The organism is Geobacillus jurassicus NBRC 107829, assembly GCF_001544315.1.
GTDB classification, from domain to species: domain Bacteria; phylum Bacillota; class Bacilli; order Bacillales; family Anoxybacillaceae; genus Geobacillus; species Geobacillus jurassicus.
Window position 1 is genome coordinate 25210 of sequence record NZ_BCQG01000031.1, and the last position, 16680, is coordinate 41889.

16 protein-coding genes are annotated in these 16680 nt (G+C 56.4%); 2 read left to right on the forward strand and 14 right to left on the reverse strand.

Annotated features, from left to right (window positions below; translation table 11 throughout):
- Window positions 1–185 precede the first annotated feature (185 nt).
- From GJ1_RS10395 to GJ1_RS10450, 12 genes are all read right to left on the reverse strand, one after another.
- Window positions 186–656 (reverse strand): Uma2 family endonuclease, encoded by a 471-nt coding sequence (locus GJ1_RS10395; protein ID WP_245629379.1) that lies wholly within the window; start codon window positions 654–656, stop codon window positions 186–188.
- 49 nt (window positions 657–705) lie between these two features.
- Window positions 706–2112, reverse strand: a complete 1407-nt coding sequence (locus GJ1_RS10400; RefSeq protein ID WP_066231960.1) for a sensor histidine kinase — start codon at window positions 2110–2112, stop codon at window positions 706–708.
- A 2-nt stretch (window positions 2113–2114) separates the two neighbouring features.
- Window positions 2115–2789 carry a response regulator transcription factor gene (locus tag GJ1_RS10405; protein ID WP_066231965.1) on the reverse strand — a complete coding sequence of 225 codons (675 nt, stop codon included), beginning with the start codon at window positions 2787–2789 and terminating at the stop codon, window positions 2115–2117.
- A complete protein-coding gene (locus tag GJ1_RS10410) occupies window positions 2790–3764 on the reverse strand; it encodes a YncE family protein (RefSeq protein WP_066231968.1) in 975 nt (324 codons plus the stop codon). It abuts the gene before it with no gap.
- A 116-nt stretch (window positions 3765–3880) separates the two neighbouring features.
- The gene (locus GJ1_RS10415) at window positions 3881–5206 is read right to left on the reverse strand and encodes a dihydrolipoamide acetyltransferase family protein (protein ID WP_066231972.1); all 1326 of its coding nucleotides are present in this window, start codon (window positions 5204–5206) and stop codon (window positions 3881–3883) included.
- Between the two features lie 37 nt (window positions 5207–5243).
- Window positions 5244–6227, reverse strand: coding sequence for an alpha-ketoacid dehydrogenase subunit beta (locus GJ1_RS10420; protein WP_066231975.1), 984 nt, complete (start codon window positions 6225–6227; stop codon window positions 5244–5246).
- Window positions 6228–6240: 13 nt separating this feature from the next.
- Window positions 6241–7236: a thiamine pyrophosphate-dependent dehydrogenase E1 component subunit alpha gene (locus tag GJ1_RS10425; RefSeq protein ID WP_044730888.1), complete on the reverse strand. Its 996-nt coding sequence runs from the start codon at window positions 7234–7236 to the stop codon at window positions 6241–6243.
- Window positions 7237–7303: 67 nt separating this feature from the next.
- The gene (gene lpdA / locus GJ1_RS10430; RefSeq protein WP_066231978.1) at window positions 7304–8725 is read right to left on the reverse strand and encodes a dihydrolipoyl dehydrogenase; all 1422 of its coding nucleotides are present in this window, start codon (window positions 8723–8725) and stop codon (window positions 7304–7306) included.
- 31 nt (window positions 8726–8756) lie between these two features.
- The gene (buk, locus tag GJ1_RS10435) at window positions 8757–9869 is read right to left on the reverse strand and encodes a butyrate kinase (RefSeq protein ID WP_066231981.1); all 1113 of its coding nucleotides are present in this window, start codon (window positions 9867–9869) and stop codon (window positions 8757–8759) included.
- A 56-nt stretch (window positions 9870–9925) separates the two neighbouring features.
- Window positions 9926–11029, reverse strand: a complete 1104-nt coding sequence (locus GJ1_RS10440; protein WP_066231986.1) for a leucine dehydrogenase — start codon at window positions 11027–11029, stop codon at window positions 9926–9928.
- A 24-nt stretch (window positions 11030–11053) separates the two neighbouring features.
- Window positions 11054–11965: a phosphate butyryltransferase gene (yqiS, locus tag GJ1_RS10445; RefSeq protein WP_281176928.1), complete on the reverse strand. Its 912-nt coding sequence runs from the start codon at window positions 11963–11965 to the stop codon at window positions 11054–11056.
- A gap of 129 nt (window positions 11966–12094) precedes the next feature.
- Complete coding sequence (locus GJ1_RS10450; protein WP_066231991.1) at window positions 12095–14158, reverse strand: sigma-54 interaction domain-containing protein; 2064 nt, start codon at window positions 14156–14158, stop codon at window positions 12095–12097.
- A 139-nt stretch (window positions 14159–14297) separates the two neighbouring features.
- On the opposite strand from GJ1_RS10450, the gene GJ1_RS10455 reads away from it, so the two are divergent.
- Complete coding sequence (locus tag GJ1_RS10455; RefSeq protein ID WP_066231994.1) at window positions 14298–14546, forward strand: DUF2627 domain-containing protein; 249 nt, start codon at window positions 14298–14300, stop codon at window positions 14544–14546.
- A gap of 74 nt (window positions 14547–14620) precedes the next feature.
- On the opposite strand, the gene GJ1_RS10460 is transcribed toward GJ1_RS10455, so the two are convergent.
- Window positions 14621–15349, reverse strand: a complete 729-nt coding sequence (locus tag GJ1_RS10460; protein WP_066231997.1) for a glycerophosphodiester phosphodiesterase — start codon at window positions 15347–15349, stop codon at window positions 14621–14623.
- 99 nt (window positions 15350–15448) lie between these two features.
- Here GJ1_RS10460 and GJ1_RS17865 point away from each other — a divergent pair, with 99 nt between their 5' ends.
- On the forward strand, window positions 15449–15601 hold the full coding sequence (locus tag GJ1_RS17865) for a YycC family protein (RefSeq protein WP_083509988.1): 153 nt from the start codon (window positions 15449–15451) through the stop codon (window positions 15599–15601).
- 154 nt (window positions 15602–15755) lie between these two features.
- On the opposite strand, the gene spo0A is transcribed toward GJ1_RS17865, so the two are convergent.
- Window positions 15756–16574: a sporulation transcription factor Spo0A gene (gene spo0A, locus GJ1_RS10465; protein ID WP_066232001.1), complete on the reverse strand. Its 819-nt coding sequence runs from the start codon at window positions 16572–16574 to the stop codon at window positions 15756–15758.
- Window positions 16575–16680 lie beyond the last annotated feature (106 nt).

Here is a 16680-nt window from a genome sequence, read left to right on the forward strand (position 1 = left end):
CGGCTGGCGAGAAACGGGATGAAGGGGCCTTTCTTCGCCATCAGCGGGCAATGGGAGTTGTCATTTCATCATTCCAAAAAAACGTTCCGCAAATCGATCACCAAATCTTTCAATACATGAACAGAAACGGAGTCATCCCGGTTGTACACTCCGTGAAGTTCCAACTCCCCTGTTTTCTCACGCAACTAGACTTCCACTACTTGATTCGCCGGGTCAACGATCCAATATTCCTTCACCCCGGCCCGCTCATACGCGATCCGTTTGTCCATCCGGTCGATTTTGGCCGTGGCGGGGGACAAGATCTCGACGACCAAATCCGGAGCGCCGACGATGCGGTTTTTTTGGAGTTTATTCTTATCGCAGATGACGACAAGATCGGGACACACCCAGTTCCGAACGTTTTCATCCATCCATCCCTTTTGATGATCTTCGAAAAGGTACACATCAATCGGGGCGGCCAACACGCGGCAATCCTTCCCGCGAAGGTACATACCGAATTCGATCGAAAGCTGGAGCGAAACGGATTGATGTTCCGGCGTTGGCGACGGAGCTATGCGAATGATGTTCCCGTCCAACACCTCGCAGCGTTTTCCTTCCGGCCATGTCGCATACTCTTTGTAGGTCATTGGGAGCTGGTCCTGTTTCGGTGGATCCATCTTTTTCACCTGCCTCTTCTTTGTACGGGTTATACACCTGTGAACCCCTCTAGTCCTCTTCCTGAACGAGCGGCAGGCGGACAGATACCGTCGTCCCTTGGCCGAGGTCGCTGTCGAAATGAATCGCGCCGCCATGGAGGGCGACGATTTGTTTGACGATGGCAAGCCCCAAGCCGGTGCCGCCTTCTTTGCGGGTGCGCGCGCGGTCGACGCGGAAAAAGCGCTGGCCGAGGAATGGGAGCTGGTCTTTTGGAATACCCTTGCCCGTATCTTGGATGACGAGCTCGCCTTCTGCTTCCGACAGGCGGGAAAGCCGCACCGTCACCGCGCCGCCTTCCGGGGTGTAGCGGATGGCGTTGTCAAGCAAGTTGCGCACGACTTGTTCGAGCCGGTCGGCGTCGCCGTTGACGATGAGGTCATAGTCCAAATCGCATGACAATTTGATCCGCTTTTGCGCGGCGATCGGTTCGTACGTGGCGATGACATCTTCGATCACTTGGGCGAACGCCACCGGCGCGCGCTCGAGCGGCACGCTTTGCCCTTCAAGGCGCGCCAAGTCAAGCAAATCGCGAACCAACCGCTCCATCCGTTCCGTTTCGCGGTGGATGAGGCGAAGATACGCCTGTTCTTCTTCCCTTGTTTTCGCTAAATCAGCCAAAAGCGCTTCGCTGTACCCTTTCATATAGCTTAGCGGGGTGCACAGCTCGTGCGAGACGTTCGCTAAAAACTCGCGCTTCCGCTCGTCTTCTTTGGCGATGGCGTCGGCCATTTGGTTGAACGCCTTTGCCAGGCGGCCGATTTCATCATCGGTCCGCACCGGAATGGCCGCCTCGTAGCGGCCTTCCGCCATGCGCCCGGCCGCTTTCTCCATCGCTTGCAGCGGCTCGGTCATTTGCCGCACCATCCGCCTGCCGGCAACCAAAAGCGCGGCGGCGAACATGGCGGCAAGCGGCCAAAACGCGGCCGCCGCCCGCTTCGTCGCTTCTTGGACGTCAGCTAACGGCAAATATAAGTAAATCGCTCCTTCAAGCCGCTTGCCGTCCAAAAGCGGAACGACGACCGCCATCACGCGGCGGCCGAACCGCTTTTCGTAGCCGGTTTTGACGACGGGCTGCCCGCTTAGCAGCGTTTCCCGGTCGCGGCCGCTCACGAGGGAATCGTAGCCGACCGGAAACGGCCAGCAGGCGCTCAATTCGCGCGGGTTGTCGATCAACAAGATGGTGGCGGTCGATTTTTCGTCATACCATTCGATTTGGCGACGGTATGGCTCACTGATCGCCCCGCCGCGATAGTCGCGGGCGAGGCTCGTCCCTTCCGCAATCAACGTTTGTTCCACTTCTTTCATGTACACCGCCCGGTAAAAATAATTCAAAAGGCCAAAGGAAAACGCCAACGTCACTATGACCGCCGCACTGATCGACAGCCATACCTTCTGCCCTAAACGCAGCCGCCTCATGTTCATCCCTCAAACTTGTAGCCGATGCCCCATACGGTTTGGATATGGCGGCCGGCGTCTTTCAGCTTCATGCGCAGCGTTTTCACATGCGTATCGACCGTGCGGGCGTTTCCCGTATAGTCGTACCCCCACACCTTGACGAGCAAGTCGTCGCGGCTGAACACTTGACCGCGGTGCTTCGCCAAAAAGAGCAGCAAATCAAACTCTTTCAGCGTCAGCTTTACCATCTCGCCGCCGACGGCCACCGTCCGGCCTTTTTCATCGATGGCGAGTTCCCCGAATTGCAGCCGGCCATTCTGTTCGCGGCTGCGCCGCGCCCGGCGCAGCACCGCCTCAAGACGGGCGATGAGCTCCCCCGGGCTGAACGGCTTGACGATGTAATCGTCGCCGCCAAGCTTCAATCCTTTCACTTTATCCCATTCTTCCCCCAGTGCCGTCAAAAACAAAATCGGCACGTCCGACTGCTCGCGAATGCGGGCGCAGACAGCGAATCCGTCCTGCTTTGGCATCATGACGTCCAATAGAACTGCATCAACCGGCTGTTGCGCAAGAATCGCCAACGCCTCGTCCCCGTCTCCTGCTTCCAAGCAGCGGAAGCCCGCGTTTTCCAAATACATGCCGACCAACAGGCGCATCTCTTCTTCATCATCAACAATCAACACCGTTCGCTTGTCCATTTACCGTCCCTCCCGAATGAGCAGCTGCAGCGGGCCATCCCCTGTTTTCCAGCGGGCAAGCGGACGCATCGTCGCTTCGTCGACAACGATGATTTCATCGCTGTCATAGCTGGCGATATACAGGCGGCCGGATGCCGCCTCCATGGCAAACGGATTGGCGCCGACAGACGCCGAAGCGAGTTTCTTTCCGTCTGGAGAAAATTGATAAACTGTGTTGGAGCCGTGGCTTAGCACAAACACGCCGCGGTTCGTTTCGGCAAAATCGACCGGCATGACTGGCGCGGCAAGCGTCCGGAGCAAGCGGCCGTCTTGAAGCGAATAGACGTGAATATTCTTCTCCACCTTGTTCCCGCTTCCATGCCCGCCGACCCAAAGCTCCCCTTGCCGCTCGCGCACCAATCCTCCCAGGGCGAGCTTGGGCACCGCAAACGAATGGAGGACGCGGCGTCCTTCCACATCGATGACAAACGCACGGCCGTCTTGAAAATCGATGGCATACAGCCTCATTCCATGGCGATTGACAAGCAGCGTCATCGGGGAGCGGCCAACCGACAGACGAGCGATTTCCTTCCCGTCGCGGCCGATGACGCGCACCGCGTTGTGCACGCTGTCGCCGAAAAACCACATGCGGCCATCCGGAGATGGAGCCGCGCTGACGATGCCGCTTCCCGTTTTCCACTCCTCAAGCGGCTTCCCGGTGGCGAGGTCGTATCGATAGACGCGGTCAAGGTCCCGCCCGTACAAAAGAAGCATCCGGCCGTCCGGGCTCAACGCCCCGCCTTGAAACGGTTCGTTGATGTTCCAGCGAGCGACCTTTTCGCCATTGTTCGTGTTCAAAAACGTGACCGTTTCCGCTTTGACATCGAGGCTGATGATGACCGAAAGTGAATCAGCGATCGGGGGAAACGATGTCTTCACGCACCCGCTCAACAGAAAAAGCCAACACAACAATATCCACACGCTCGCTCGTTTCATTTCGAGTTTCTCCTTCACCTATTCGTTCCTGCCCTCATTATACATCACATTTGTGAAAGAAGTTTGAAATCGCGCCGTGCAAAAAGCCCCACCGCTTTTGGCGATGGGGCGAACCGTTAGTAAATCGGCGTGTTGTCTTTGTTCATGTTTTCCAAAATTGCTTTAACGCGGGCGAGGAAGCGGCCGCAAATGAGGCCATCGAGTACACGGTGGTCAAGCGACAAACATAAATTGACCATATCGCGGATGGCGATCATGCCGTTTTTGACAACCGGGCGTTTGACGATCGTTTCGACTTGCAAAATGGCGGCTTGCGGATAGTTGATAACGCCCATCGACTGCACCGAGCCGAACGCGCCGGTGTTGTTGACGGTAAACGTGCCGCCTTGCATGTCTTCCGGACGCAGTTTGCCGGCGCGCGTTTTCGCCGCCAGTTCGGCGATCTCGCGGGCGATGCCTTTGATCGTTTTTTCGTCGGCGTGCTTGATGACCGGAACGAACAAGGCATCATCCGTCGCGACGGCAATGGAGATGTTGATGTCCTTGCGCTGGATGATCTTATCGCCGGCCCACACAGAGTTCAGCTGCGGGAATTCTTTCAGCGCTTGGGCGACCGCTTTGACGAAGAAGGCGAAATACGTCAAATTGAAGCCTTCACGCCGCTTGAACTCGTCTTTGATGGCGTCGCGGTAGGCGACAAGGTCGGTGACGTCGACTTCGACCATCGTCCAGGCGTGCGGCGCTTCGTGTTTGCTGCGGAGCATGTTCGCCGCGATCGCTTTGCGCACCGGGGTGACCGGAATTTCGATGTCGCCCGCTCCCGCTTCGATCGTTGGCGCCGCTGGTTTGATCGGCGCCGTGACCGGAGCAGCTGGTTCCACTTGCGCGGCGGCCGGGGCCGGTTGTTCCGTTTTCGGTTCGGCTTTCGGCGCCGCTTGTTCCGCCGCCGGTGCCGCTCCTGCTTTCGGAATTTGCCCGGACTCGATCAACTTGAGCAAATCTTTGCGCGTCACCCGCCCGCCAAGACCCGTGCCTTTCACTTGTTCAAGGTCAATGCCGTGTTCTTGGGCGAGGCGGAGCACGGCCGGCGAATAGCGGCCGTTGTTTGCCCGTCCTGTCTTTTTCGGAGCAGCTTGTTCCTTGTTGTCTTCTGCTTTTGGCGCTTCATCAGTCGGCTTTGCTTCCGGCGCCGCGGCGGCGCCTTCGACTTCGATCGTGCAAATCGGCGCGCCGACCGGGAGCGTTTCTCCTTCTTTGGCGATCAGCTCGCGGATGACGCCGGCAAACGACGACGGGATTTCCGCGCTCACTTTATCGGTGATGACTTCGGCGACCGGGTCGTATTTGTTCACTTTGTCGCCCGGGGAGACGAGCCATTTGCTGATGGTGCCTTCCGTGACGCTCTCCCCGAGCTGAGGCATCGTCAATTGTTCGATGGCCACATCGATACCCTCCTATCTCTGCTGCAATGTCCTCTCCTTAAAACGCTGCCAGTTCGCGCATCGCTTTTTCGACTTTTTCCGGATTGACCATAAAGAACTTTTCCATCGTCGGCGCATACGGCATGGCTGGGACGTCCGGGCCGGCAAGGCGCATAATCGGGGCGTCCAGATCGAACAAACAATGCTCTGCGATAATGGCCGCGACTTCGCTCATGACGCTGCCTTCTTTATTGTCTTCCGTGATGAGCAGCACTTTCCCCGTCCTGCTCGCCGCTTCGATGATCGCTTCTTTATCAAGCGGATAGACGGTGCGCAAATCCAACAGGTGAACGGAAATGCCGTCTTGGGCGACGCGCTCGGCCGCCTGCAAGGCAAAATGGACGCAAAGCCCGTATGTGATGACTGTGATGTCATCGCCTTCACGCTTGACGTCCGCCTTGCCGATCGGAAGCACGTAGTCATCTTCCGGCACTTCCCCTTTAATGAGGCGGTAAGCGCGTTTATGCTCGAAAAAGAGCACCGGGTCTTCGTCGCGAATCGCCGCTTTGAGCAGTCCTTTCACATCGTACGGCGTCGATGGCATGACGATTTTTAACCCTGGCTGGTTGGCGAAAATCGCTTCCACCGACTGCGAGTGATACAGGGCGCCATGCACCCCGCCGCCGTACGGGGCGCGAATGACGATCGGGCAGTTCCAGTCGTTGTTCGAGCGATAGCGGATGCGGGCCGCTTCGGAAATAATTTGGTTGACCGCCGGCATAATGAAGTCGGCAAACTGAATCTCGGCAATCGGGCGCAGGCCGTACATCGCTGCGCCGATGCCGACGCCGACGATCGCCGATTCCGAAAGCGGCGTATCAATCACGCGCTCTTCGCCAAACTGTTCGTACAACCCTTGTGTCGCTTTGAACACCCCGCCTTTCCGCCCCACGTCTTCCCCTAAGACAAACACGCGCGGGTCGCGCTCCATTTCTTCGCGAATCGCCATCGTGACCGCATCAATATACGAAATGACAGGCATCGTCGATTCCCCCTTACTCCTCGGCATACACGTAACGAAGCGCATGCTCCGGTTCGGCGTACGGCGCCTTCTCGGCGTAGTCGGTCGCTTCGTTTACTTCCTTCATGACGCGTTCTTGAATTTCTTTCTCTCGTTCATCGGTCAAGACGCCGGTTTCTTTTAAATAGTTGGCAAACGACACAATCGGATCTTTGGCGCGCGCTTCGGCGAGCTCCTCTTCCGTCCGGTAGACGCGGTGGTCGTCGTCCGACGAGTGCGACGTCAGGCGGTATGTCACCGCTTCAATGAGCGTCGGCCCTTCGCCGCGGCGGGCGCGGTCGGCCGCTTCTTTGACGACGCGGTACACTTCAAGCGGGTCGGTGCCGTCGACCGTATAGCCCGGCATGCCGTAGCCGATGGCGCGATCCGATACTTTCTCGCACGCCAATTGCTTCGAAATCGGCACGGAAATGGCGTACTTGTTGTTTTCGCACATAAAGATGACTGGGAGTTTATGAACGCCGGCGAAGTTTGCCCCTTCGTGGAAATCGCCTTGGTTTGACGACCCTTCGCCGAACGTGACGAAGGCGACAAAATCTTTCTTTTCCATTTTCGCCGCCAACGCGAAGCCGACCGCATGCGGCACTTGTGTCGTCACAGGCGATGAGCCGGTGACGATCCGGTTTTTCTTTTTCCCGAAATGCCCCGGCATTTGCCGGCCGCCGGAGTTCGGATCTTCCGCTTTGGCAAACGCCGCCAACATCAATTCTCGCGGCGTCATGCCAAACGTTAAGACAACGCCCACATCGCGGTAATACGGCAGAACATAGTCTTTCGTCCGGTCGAGGGCGAACGCCGCGCCGACTTGCGCCGCTTCTTGCCCTTGGCATGAGATGACGAACGGAATTTTCCCCGCGCGGTTTAACAGCCACATCCGTTCATCGAGCTTGCGGGCAAGAAGCATCGTTTCATACATTTCCAACACCGTGTCATCGCTTAATCCGAGCGCCTGATGACGGTTTTGCGCCATCGCAACAACCTCCCTTAGATTCACATAGTCAACCAATGATCACGCGCCGAGCTGATGCCGCCATAAGCTAAAAATGAATCGCTTTGCCGTCGACCGCCAGCGCCGCTTCCGCCATGGCCTCCGACAGCGTCGGATGCGGATGAATGGCATGCGCCACTTCCCAAGGAGCCGCATCGAGCACGCGGGCGAGCCCGGCTTCGGAAATCAAATCGGTCACGTGCGGGCCGACCATATGGACGCCAAGCAGATCGTCCGTGTTCCGGTCGGCGACGATTTTCACAAACCCTTCCGCTTCGCCGAACACAAGCGCCTTGCCAATGGCTTTAAACGGAAACTTGCCGACTTTGACGTCATAGCCTTTCGCTTTTGCTTCCTGCTCCGTCAAGCCGACTGCCGCCGCCTCCGGCCGGGTGTAAATGCACCGTGGCACCATCGTATAGTCAATCGGCGTTGGGTTGTGCCCGGCTAAATGCTCAATGGCGACAATTCCCTCATGCGCGGCGACATGGGCAAGCTGCAAGCCGCCGATGACATCGCCGATCGCGTAAATGTGCGATTCTTTCGTTTGGCCGAACTCGTTCGTTTGAATATAGCCCTTTTCCACGACGATGTCCGTGTTTTCCAAGCCGATTCCTTCGATGTTCGCCTGCCGTCCGACGGAAACGAGCATCTTGTCGGCCTTGAACGTTTTCCGTTCACCGTTATGCTCCGCTTGAATGACAACGCCGTTTCCTTTCTCGAGCGTCTCCGGCAGCAACCGCGCTCCAGTTACGATGTTGACGCCGCGGCGGCGGAGCAGTTTTTCCATTTCTTTTGACACGTCTTTATCTTCTGTCGGCAAAATGCAGTCAGCATACTCAAGCACGGTGACATCCACGCCGAAATCGTTCAGCATCGACGCCCATTCCATGCCGATCACTCCGCCGCCGACGATCAAGATGGAAGACGGGAGCGTCTCCATTTGCAGCGCCTCATCGGACGTCATGACGAATTCGCCGTCCGGCTCGAGCCCCGGCAGCGTGCGCGGCCGCGAGCCGGTAGCGATGACGACGAATTTCGGGACGAGCATTTCATTTTCGCTGCCATCGTTCATTTCGACTGACACCGTTCCCGCAAGCGGCGAAAAGATCGACGGGCCGAGCAGGCGGCCGGTGCCGGCGTACACATCGATCTTCCCTTTTTTCATCAAATGCTGGACGCCTTTATGGAGCTGGTCGACGATGGCCGCTTTGCGCGCCTGCACTTTGGCAAAATCGAGGCGCACGCCGTCGGCGATGACCCCAAACGCCTCGCCGTTTTTCGTTTGCGCGTACACTTCCGCACTGCGAAGCAGCGCTTTCGATGGGATGCAGCCCGCGTGCAGGCACGTGCCGCCGAGCTTCCCTTTTTCTACGACCGCTGTTTTCAATCCAAGCTGCGAGGCGCGAATGGCGGCGACATAGCCGCCCGTACCTCCGCCGAGAATGACGACATCATATTCTTTTGCCATCTTGCCCTTCCCCTTTCTGTCCGTTGCCACATCAACACCGGGCTGGAACCGGCGAAATGACCTCGCCTGGATACATTTTTTCCTCTTCTTCACCGCGCAGGACACGAAGCGCCCCTTCGGCGAGCGCCTGCAGTTCGTTTTCGCCCGGATGGACGATGACATCGGCGATCCATTGGACGCGGCGGGTGATTTGTTCAACAAACGATTTGCCGTACGCCAGTCCGCCGGTCAAAATGATGGCGTCGACTTTGCCGGAAAGCACGGCGCTTGCCGCACCGATTTCTTTCGCCACTTGGTACGCCATCGCATCATATACAAGTTTCGCCTTTTCGTCCCCGGCTTCGATCATTTTTTCAACCTTCACCGCATCGTTCGTGCCAAGATACCCGACAAGGCCGCCGCCGCCGACAAGCATGTTCATGATCTCTTCACGGTAATATTCACCGGAGAAGCATAGAGCGACCAAATCGCCCGCCGGCACCGTCCCGGCGCGCTCCGGGCTGAACGGGCCTTCGCCGTCAAGCCCGTTGTTGACATCAACGACCCTTCCTTGCTTGTGGGCGCCGACCGTGATGCCGCCGCCCATATGGGCGACGATCAAGTTCAATTCGTCATACCGCTTGCCAAGCTGTTTGGCGACGCGGCGCGCGACCGCTTTTTGGTTTAAAGCGTGGAAAATGCTGCGCCGTTCGATCAGTGGAAAGCCGCTGATCCGGGCGATCGGGTCGAGCTCATCGACGACGACCGGATCGACGATGAACGCCGGAATGTTGAGCGCTGAGGCGATTTCATGCGCCAAAATGCCGCCGAGGTTGGACGCGTGCTGGCCGGAATATCCGCGCCGCAAATCTTCAAGCATCGCCTCATTGACGCGGTACGTTCCGCCTTCGATCGGGCGGAGGAGTCCGCCGCGGCCGCAGACAGCGCTCAACTTCGATAAATTGATCCCTTCTTCATCCAGTGCTTGCAAAATCGTTTGCTTGCGGAACTCATACTGGTCCGCGATCGTTTTATATTGCCGAAGCACATCCGCCTCATGGCGAATCGTTTTTTCGAGCAATGGCCGTTCGTTTTCAAAGACGCCGATTTTCGTTGAAGTCGAGCCTGGATTGATCGTTAAAATGCGAAACTTCTGCTCTTGCATCGCTGCTGTCCCTCCGTTGTCCGCCGGCGGGGCGGAAGGCCGCCCCCTTCCCGCATTCAGCGAGCGCGGCGGCGGCTTAAAATATGATGGCCGTTTTGCAAAAATTGGCTGCGCGCTTTGCGCATCGTTTCAATCCGTTCTTCGGCCATCCGGTCGGCGGCCACATACGTTGGAATGTTGTCGCGCTTGGCGATCGCGAACACTTTTTCAATGTTGTCGTAAATTTGCTCGATTTTTTTCATCGCCCGTTCGCGGTTGTAGCCGTACAGCTCGTCGGCGACATTGATGACGCCGCCGGCGTTGATCACATAATCCGGCGCGTAGACGATGCCCATTTCATGGATCATATCGCCATGGCGCGGCTCTTTGAGCTGGTTGTTCGCCGACCCGGCGATCACTTTCGCTTTCAGCTGCGGAATCGTTTGGTCGTTGATGATGCCCCCAAGCGCGCACGGGGCGAAAATGTCGCACTCAACGCCGTAAATGTCGTTCGGGTCGACCGCTTTCGCGCCAAATTCCTCGACCGCGCGCGCCACCGCTTCTTTGTTGATGTCAGTAACGATGAGCTTCGCCCCTTCTTCATGCAAATGGCGGCATAAATGGTAGGCGACATTGCCGACGCCTTGGACAGCGATGACTTTTCCTTCGAGCGAATCGCTGCCGAACGCTTCTTTCGCTGCCGCCTTCATGCCGCGGTACACACCATAAGCCGTGGCGGGCGACGGGTTGCCGGACGAGCCGAATTCCGGCGAAATGCCGGTGACATAGTCCGTCTCTTGGTAAATGATGTCCATATCTGCAACGGTCGTGCCGACGTCTTCGGCCGTGATGTAGCGGCCGTTCAACCCTTGGATGAAGCGGCCGAACGCGCGGAACATCGCCTCGTTTTTATCTTTGCGCGGGTCGCCGATGATGACCGTCTTGCCCCCGCCTAAATTGAGGCCGGCGGCCGCGTTTTTGTACGTCATGCCGCGGGCGAGGCGCAAGGCGTCTTCAAGCGCCTCTTCTTCCGAATTGTACATCCACATGCGCGTGCCGCCTAACGCCGGGCCGAGCGTCGTGTCATGAATGACAATGATCGCCTTCAATCCGGATTCTTTGTCTTGGCAAAACAACACTTGCTCATAATCATACGTTTCCATATATTTAAACAGTTCCATCACCGATGGCCTCCTCCATGATTTTCATTTTGCCGCCGAACAAATAGCAAGCGCCAACGAATACAGTTTGCTTTCCGCCGAGTCGGCGCGCGACGTCAAGACGATCGGCGCCTTCGCCCCCGCGATGACCGCGCCGACGTTGGCCTTCGCAAAATAGACGAGCGACTTGTACAGCATGTTGCCGGATTCAATGTCCGGCACGAGCAAAATATCAGCCTGTCCGGCCACATCGCTTTCAATCCGCTTATGCTTCGCCGCCGCCATCGACACGGCGTTGTCTAACGCGAGCGGTCCGTCAAGCAGGCAATCGCTGATTTGCCCCCGCTTTTGCATCATAGCGAGCGCGGCCGCATCGACGGTTGCCGGCATGGCCGGATTGACCGTCTCCACCGCCGCCAACGCCGCGACTTTCGGGCGCTCAATGCCAATCGAGCGCGCTACGCTGACCGCGTTGTTGACAATTTGCACCTTTTGCTCCAAATCTGGGGCGATGTTCATCGCCGCATCGGTGACGATGACAAGCCGGTCGAACTCCGGCACTTCAAAAACAGCGACATGGGACAACACCTTCCCAGCGCGCAGCCCATACTCTTTGTTCAAGACGGCTTTCAGCAGCGTTGCCGTCGGCACATGCCCTTTCATCAACGCATCCGCCTCATTCAAATGAACGGCGCGCACGGCAAGCTCCGCCGCTTGCCCGGTCGAATTCGCATGGACGACATCGACATCGGAAAAGCGGGCGCACCCTTTTTCTTCCAACAACCGCCCGATCCGTTCACGGTCGCCGTAGAGCACAAACTGCCCGAGGCGATGTTCGAGCGCCATCGCCACCGCTTCGATCACTTCTTCATCTTCCGCCGCCGCCACGGCCACCGTCCGGCCTTGGCGTTGTCCTGCTTCTTCGATCAACGATGTAAGCTTCATCCTTTGCACCAACCTTTTCTGCAAGTCGATTGCGGCACTATCTTTTATGCAAAAACCGTGCCAACCACAAAATGATGAAAGCGCTTTAAAATCACAAATATATATAAACGGATCTATGCAATTTTTTTCATTTCACGAAAATTATTGCATGCTTTTTTTGTCAAGGTTGTATTTTTCCAATTTATAGTACAAGTTGCGCACCGAAATGCCGAGCGCCCGGGCCGCCGCCGTTTTATTGCCGTGATGGCGGCGAAGCGCCTGCTCGATTAAGCGTGCTTCGTATCGGCTCACCATTTCGTCGAGCGGCCGAAGCTCTTCTTCCGCTTCCAACCGAGGCTCCGGCGCCGACGGCGGAGAGGCGAGCGGCGGCAAATGCGCCGCATCGATCATCACTTCGTGAAACTTCATGAAAATCATCGCCCGCCCGAGCACGTTTTCCAGCTCGCGGACATTTCCCGGCCAATCATAAGCAAGCAGCTTCGCCATCGCTTCGTCTGTAACGCCTTCGACGTTGCGCCCGTAATCTTGGTTCAGTTTTTGGATCAAATGCCGGCAAAGCGACGGAATGTCTTCCTTGCGGGCGCGCAGCGGCGGGATGTAAATCGGCATCCGGTTGAGCCGATAATATAAGTCTTCGCGAAACGCGCCTTCTGCAATTGCTTTTTCGAGATTGACGTTCGTCGCGGCGATGACGCGGACGTTGATCGGAATCGGCTTCGTCCCGCCGACGCGGACAATCTCCCGCTCCTGCAGGACGCGCAGCAGTTTCGCCTGCGTGCTTGCGGACAGCTCGCCGATTTCATCGAGGAAAATGCTGCCGTTGTTCGCTTCTTCAAACAGCCCCCGCTTTCCACCGCGCCGCGCGCCGGAAAACGCCCCTTCCTCATAGCCAAACAGTTCGCTTTCTAATAATGTTTCCGGAATGGCCGCGCAATTGACGCGGATAAACTTGTTATACTTCCGGTCGCTCGCGTTGTGAATGGCGTGGGCGAACAGCTCCTTGCCCGTCCCTGATTCTCCGCGCAACAAAATCGTCGCCGGCGTTTTCGCCGCCAGCTTCGCCTGCTCGATGGCAACCTTCATCTCTTCCGACTCGCCGACGATATCCGCAAACGAATATTTCGCCTCCAGCGTGCGGATGATTTGCCGCGCCCGATTGAGCTCAGCCGTCAGCCGCTGGATTTCGGACACGTCATGAATGACGCCGACGCTCCCTTTCAATACGCCATCCACAATGATCGGCGCGACATTGACGACGACATCGCGGTTTTTCGGACCGACTTTCATGCGCGCCCCGCGCACCGGACGGCGCGTTTTCAATACTTGCATATGCATGCTTTCCCCTTCAGCGATGTCGGCCGTCGCCGGCTTGCCGATCACGTCTTCCTCCGTCAGGCCAGTGAGCCGGGTATACGCCGGGTTGATCAAAATGCCGTTCCCGTTTTCATCAACGACGGAAATCGCCTCTTCCGACGAGTGGATGATCGCTTCAAGCATCATGCGGACTTCTTTTAAGTCCGTAATTTCTTCCGCCAACGCAACCAGTTCGGTGATGTCTTTGAACACGGCAAGCGCCCCAAACAATTTGCCATTGTCATCGATGATCGGGATGCGGGTAGTGATCAATTTTTTTCCATTGGCCAGCTCCACTTCTTGATGAAACTCCGTCTGCCTTGTTTCGAGCACGCGCGGCAGGCCGCTTGACGGCAGAACGGTCAAAATATGCTCGCCGATCACTTTGTCTTTGTCCACTCCAAGCAGCTCCGCGGCGCTTTGATTTATATCGGTAATGCAAGCATATTCATCAACGACAATCATGCCATCGTGCGACGAATGAAAGATGAGCGCGCGCCGCGCTGCTTCGCTTTTCAGCTCGGAGATGAGCGCTTCTTTTTCCTCAACGAGCTCAGCCATCATTCGCGCGACCGCGCTCGGGACAATATTCGCCCCCTCCGGCGCCAATCGGCGAATCTCCTCAAGGACGTCAGCCTTGCCGGTCGTTTCAATGATCAAATCAAGCGGCTTATCCATCCACGGGCGCCAGTCGCTCGCGGCGGCAATCCCCCACCGGCGCGCCAGCTGCAGCCCCGGAGCGTTTTCATCGACGTCCACAACCGCCGCGACGTCAAATCCCGACGCCCCGTGAAGCAGCTTCAAAAGCGACGTCCCTCGGAAATCAGCGCCAATGATCATCACTTTTTTCATGTTCACCCACCACGCTTGATCGTATGCCAATTTTTGCAGACACTTTTATCATACTTGATTGGCTCTTTCCTTGACAAATTACCAATAACCGCTATGATAGTCGATAAGGCTACTCTTTTCGGAAAGGAACGCGATCGCAATGGGTCGAATGATTGCGCTGTTGATTTTGGTCATTCCCGGGCTTGGAGCGGCCCTTGGCATCAAGTGGATGCGCGATTCCCTGTTTGGCATCAGTGAACCGCTGTTTTCCGCTTTATGGCTGCAATTTCTCGCCGGGCTCGCGCTGTTTGCCGCTGGGCTGGCATTTATCGGGGGATTTTTGCTGCACCGCGACCGGAAGCGGAATAAAGTGCAGGCCCGCTTTCAACGCCGACAAAAAACGCCTTGACTTGGAACTTTGATTCATGCTGCATTGGGAAACACCGGTTTCAAAGCAAACGAAAAACGCCTTAACGTTTCTCGTTAAGGCGTTTTCTCTTTCCATTGTTTCGCTCGGCGCGGGTAGTCGGTGAAAATGGCGTCAACGCCGTAGGCAAACATCGTTTTCATCACATTTGGCTTATTCACCGTAAACGGGCGGACCGCCACCCCGCGCCGCCGCGCTTCGGCGGCAAATTCCGCCGTCACCGTCCGGTAGTGCGGATGCACCCCGTCGGCGTTCATCGCCCGCACATACGTCCACGGGTCATAGAGAGGCTCGATGTACAAGAGCGCCGTTTCGATTTCCGGTGCAAGCTTTCGGCAAAGGCGCATGCTATTATGGTTGAATGACGACAAAATCGTCCGCTTCTCAAGCCCAAAGCGGCGCACGAGGGCGATCGTTTTTTGCTCAAGCGTTTCGTAGGCGATGAGGCTGTTTTTCAGCTCGATGTTGACCGCCATTCGTGTTGATGACAACCAAGCGAGCACTTCCTCAAGATGCGGAATCGGACAATGACCGTACTTGCCGCCCCATTTTTCCGCCGCGTTTAAACGCCGCAGCTCGCGGTACGTCATGTCTTTCACCCAACCGCTTCCGTCCGTCGTCCGGTCGACTGTTTCGTCATGAATGACGACAACTTCGCCGTCTTTTGCAAGCTGCACATCCAATTCAATGCCGTCCGCTCCCGCTTTTTCCGCCTCGATAAACGCCGCCATCGTATTTTCCGGGTGCGTCCCTGCCGCCCCGCGGTGGGCAAAAATCAATGTCATGTCGTCTTCTCCCTTTCATTCACCGTTCAACCAACAAGCTGGCCGAAATCGGCGTGGTTCGTTATACTAACAGTAATGTATGAATAATGAGGTGAGAGGATGCAACCGTTGAAAATCTCCCTTGAAACCGCGCAAAAGTTGGCCAAAGCTCTCGGCGTGCCGATCGAGCAGATCATGCATATGCCGCCGCACATTTTGGTGAACAAGCTGTTGGAATTGGAGAAGAAAGAAAAGGAAAACGGTTCATCTTGATCGGTTGGCCCTTGGGCGGTGAAGCGGCCAATCCCGCTCCGCCGCTGCCCGCCCGCGGGATCAGCGATCAACTTTGGCTCCATCAAATTGCAACAAGAAAAGACGCCCCATTGGCAGAGCGTCTTGTCGATGCGTCACCGTTTGTTCTTGCCGTTTACGACGCCTTATGCTCGAGACGCAGCTTATCCGCCACCATCGCAATGAATTCAGAGTTCGTTGGCTTCGCTTTTGACACGCTCACCGTATAGCCGAACAGCGAAGAAATGGATTCGAGGTTGCCGCGGCTCCAAGCGACTTCGATGGCATGGCGAATCGCGCGCTCGACGCGGCTCGCGGTCGTATTGTATTTTTTAGCGATGTCCGGATACAACACTTTCGTGATTGAGCCAAGCAGTTCGATGTCATGGTACACCATCGCGATCGCTTCGCGCAAGTACAAATAGCCTTTAATATGCGCCGGGACGCCGATTTCATGAATGATGCTCGTAATGCTCGCGTCCAAGTTTTTCGGCTTGTTGTCGCGCGCCTGATAGGCGGGAACCGGTCTTTTGACGATCGGCGTCGTTTTGCCGTGAATTTGCCGAATATGATGGACTAAATTTTCCATGTCGAACGGTTTTAAGATGAAGTAAGAAGCGCCGAGTTCCACCGCTTTTTTCGTGACATCTTCTTGGCCGAACGCCGTCAGCATAATGACGCTCGGCTGATGCTCAAAATCAGCGCGGATTTTCTCGAGCACGGCCAACCCGTCCAAATGCGGCATAATGATATCCAGAAGCAAAATATCAGGCCGCTTTTCCCCAAGCATATGGAGGCAATCTTGGCCGTTATACGCCGCGCCGATTACTTCCATGTCCGGCTGGCTCGAGATGTATTCGTCAAGCAATGTCACCAATTCGCGGTTATCATCGACAATGCACACTTTAATGCTCAAAACGATCGTCCTCCCCCACTTTTTCTTGCTATGTAACATTCCGTTAACGTACATTCGACAGCAACGCAAAAAATCCTTTTATTTTTCAAAAAATAAAAATTATAACAAAAGATGAGCTTATTAGACAATATTCGTTTTGCAAAAG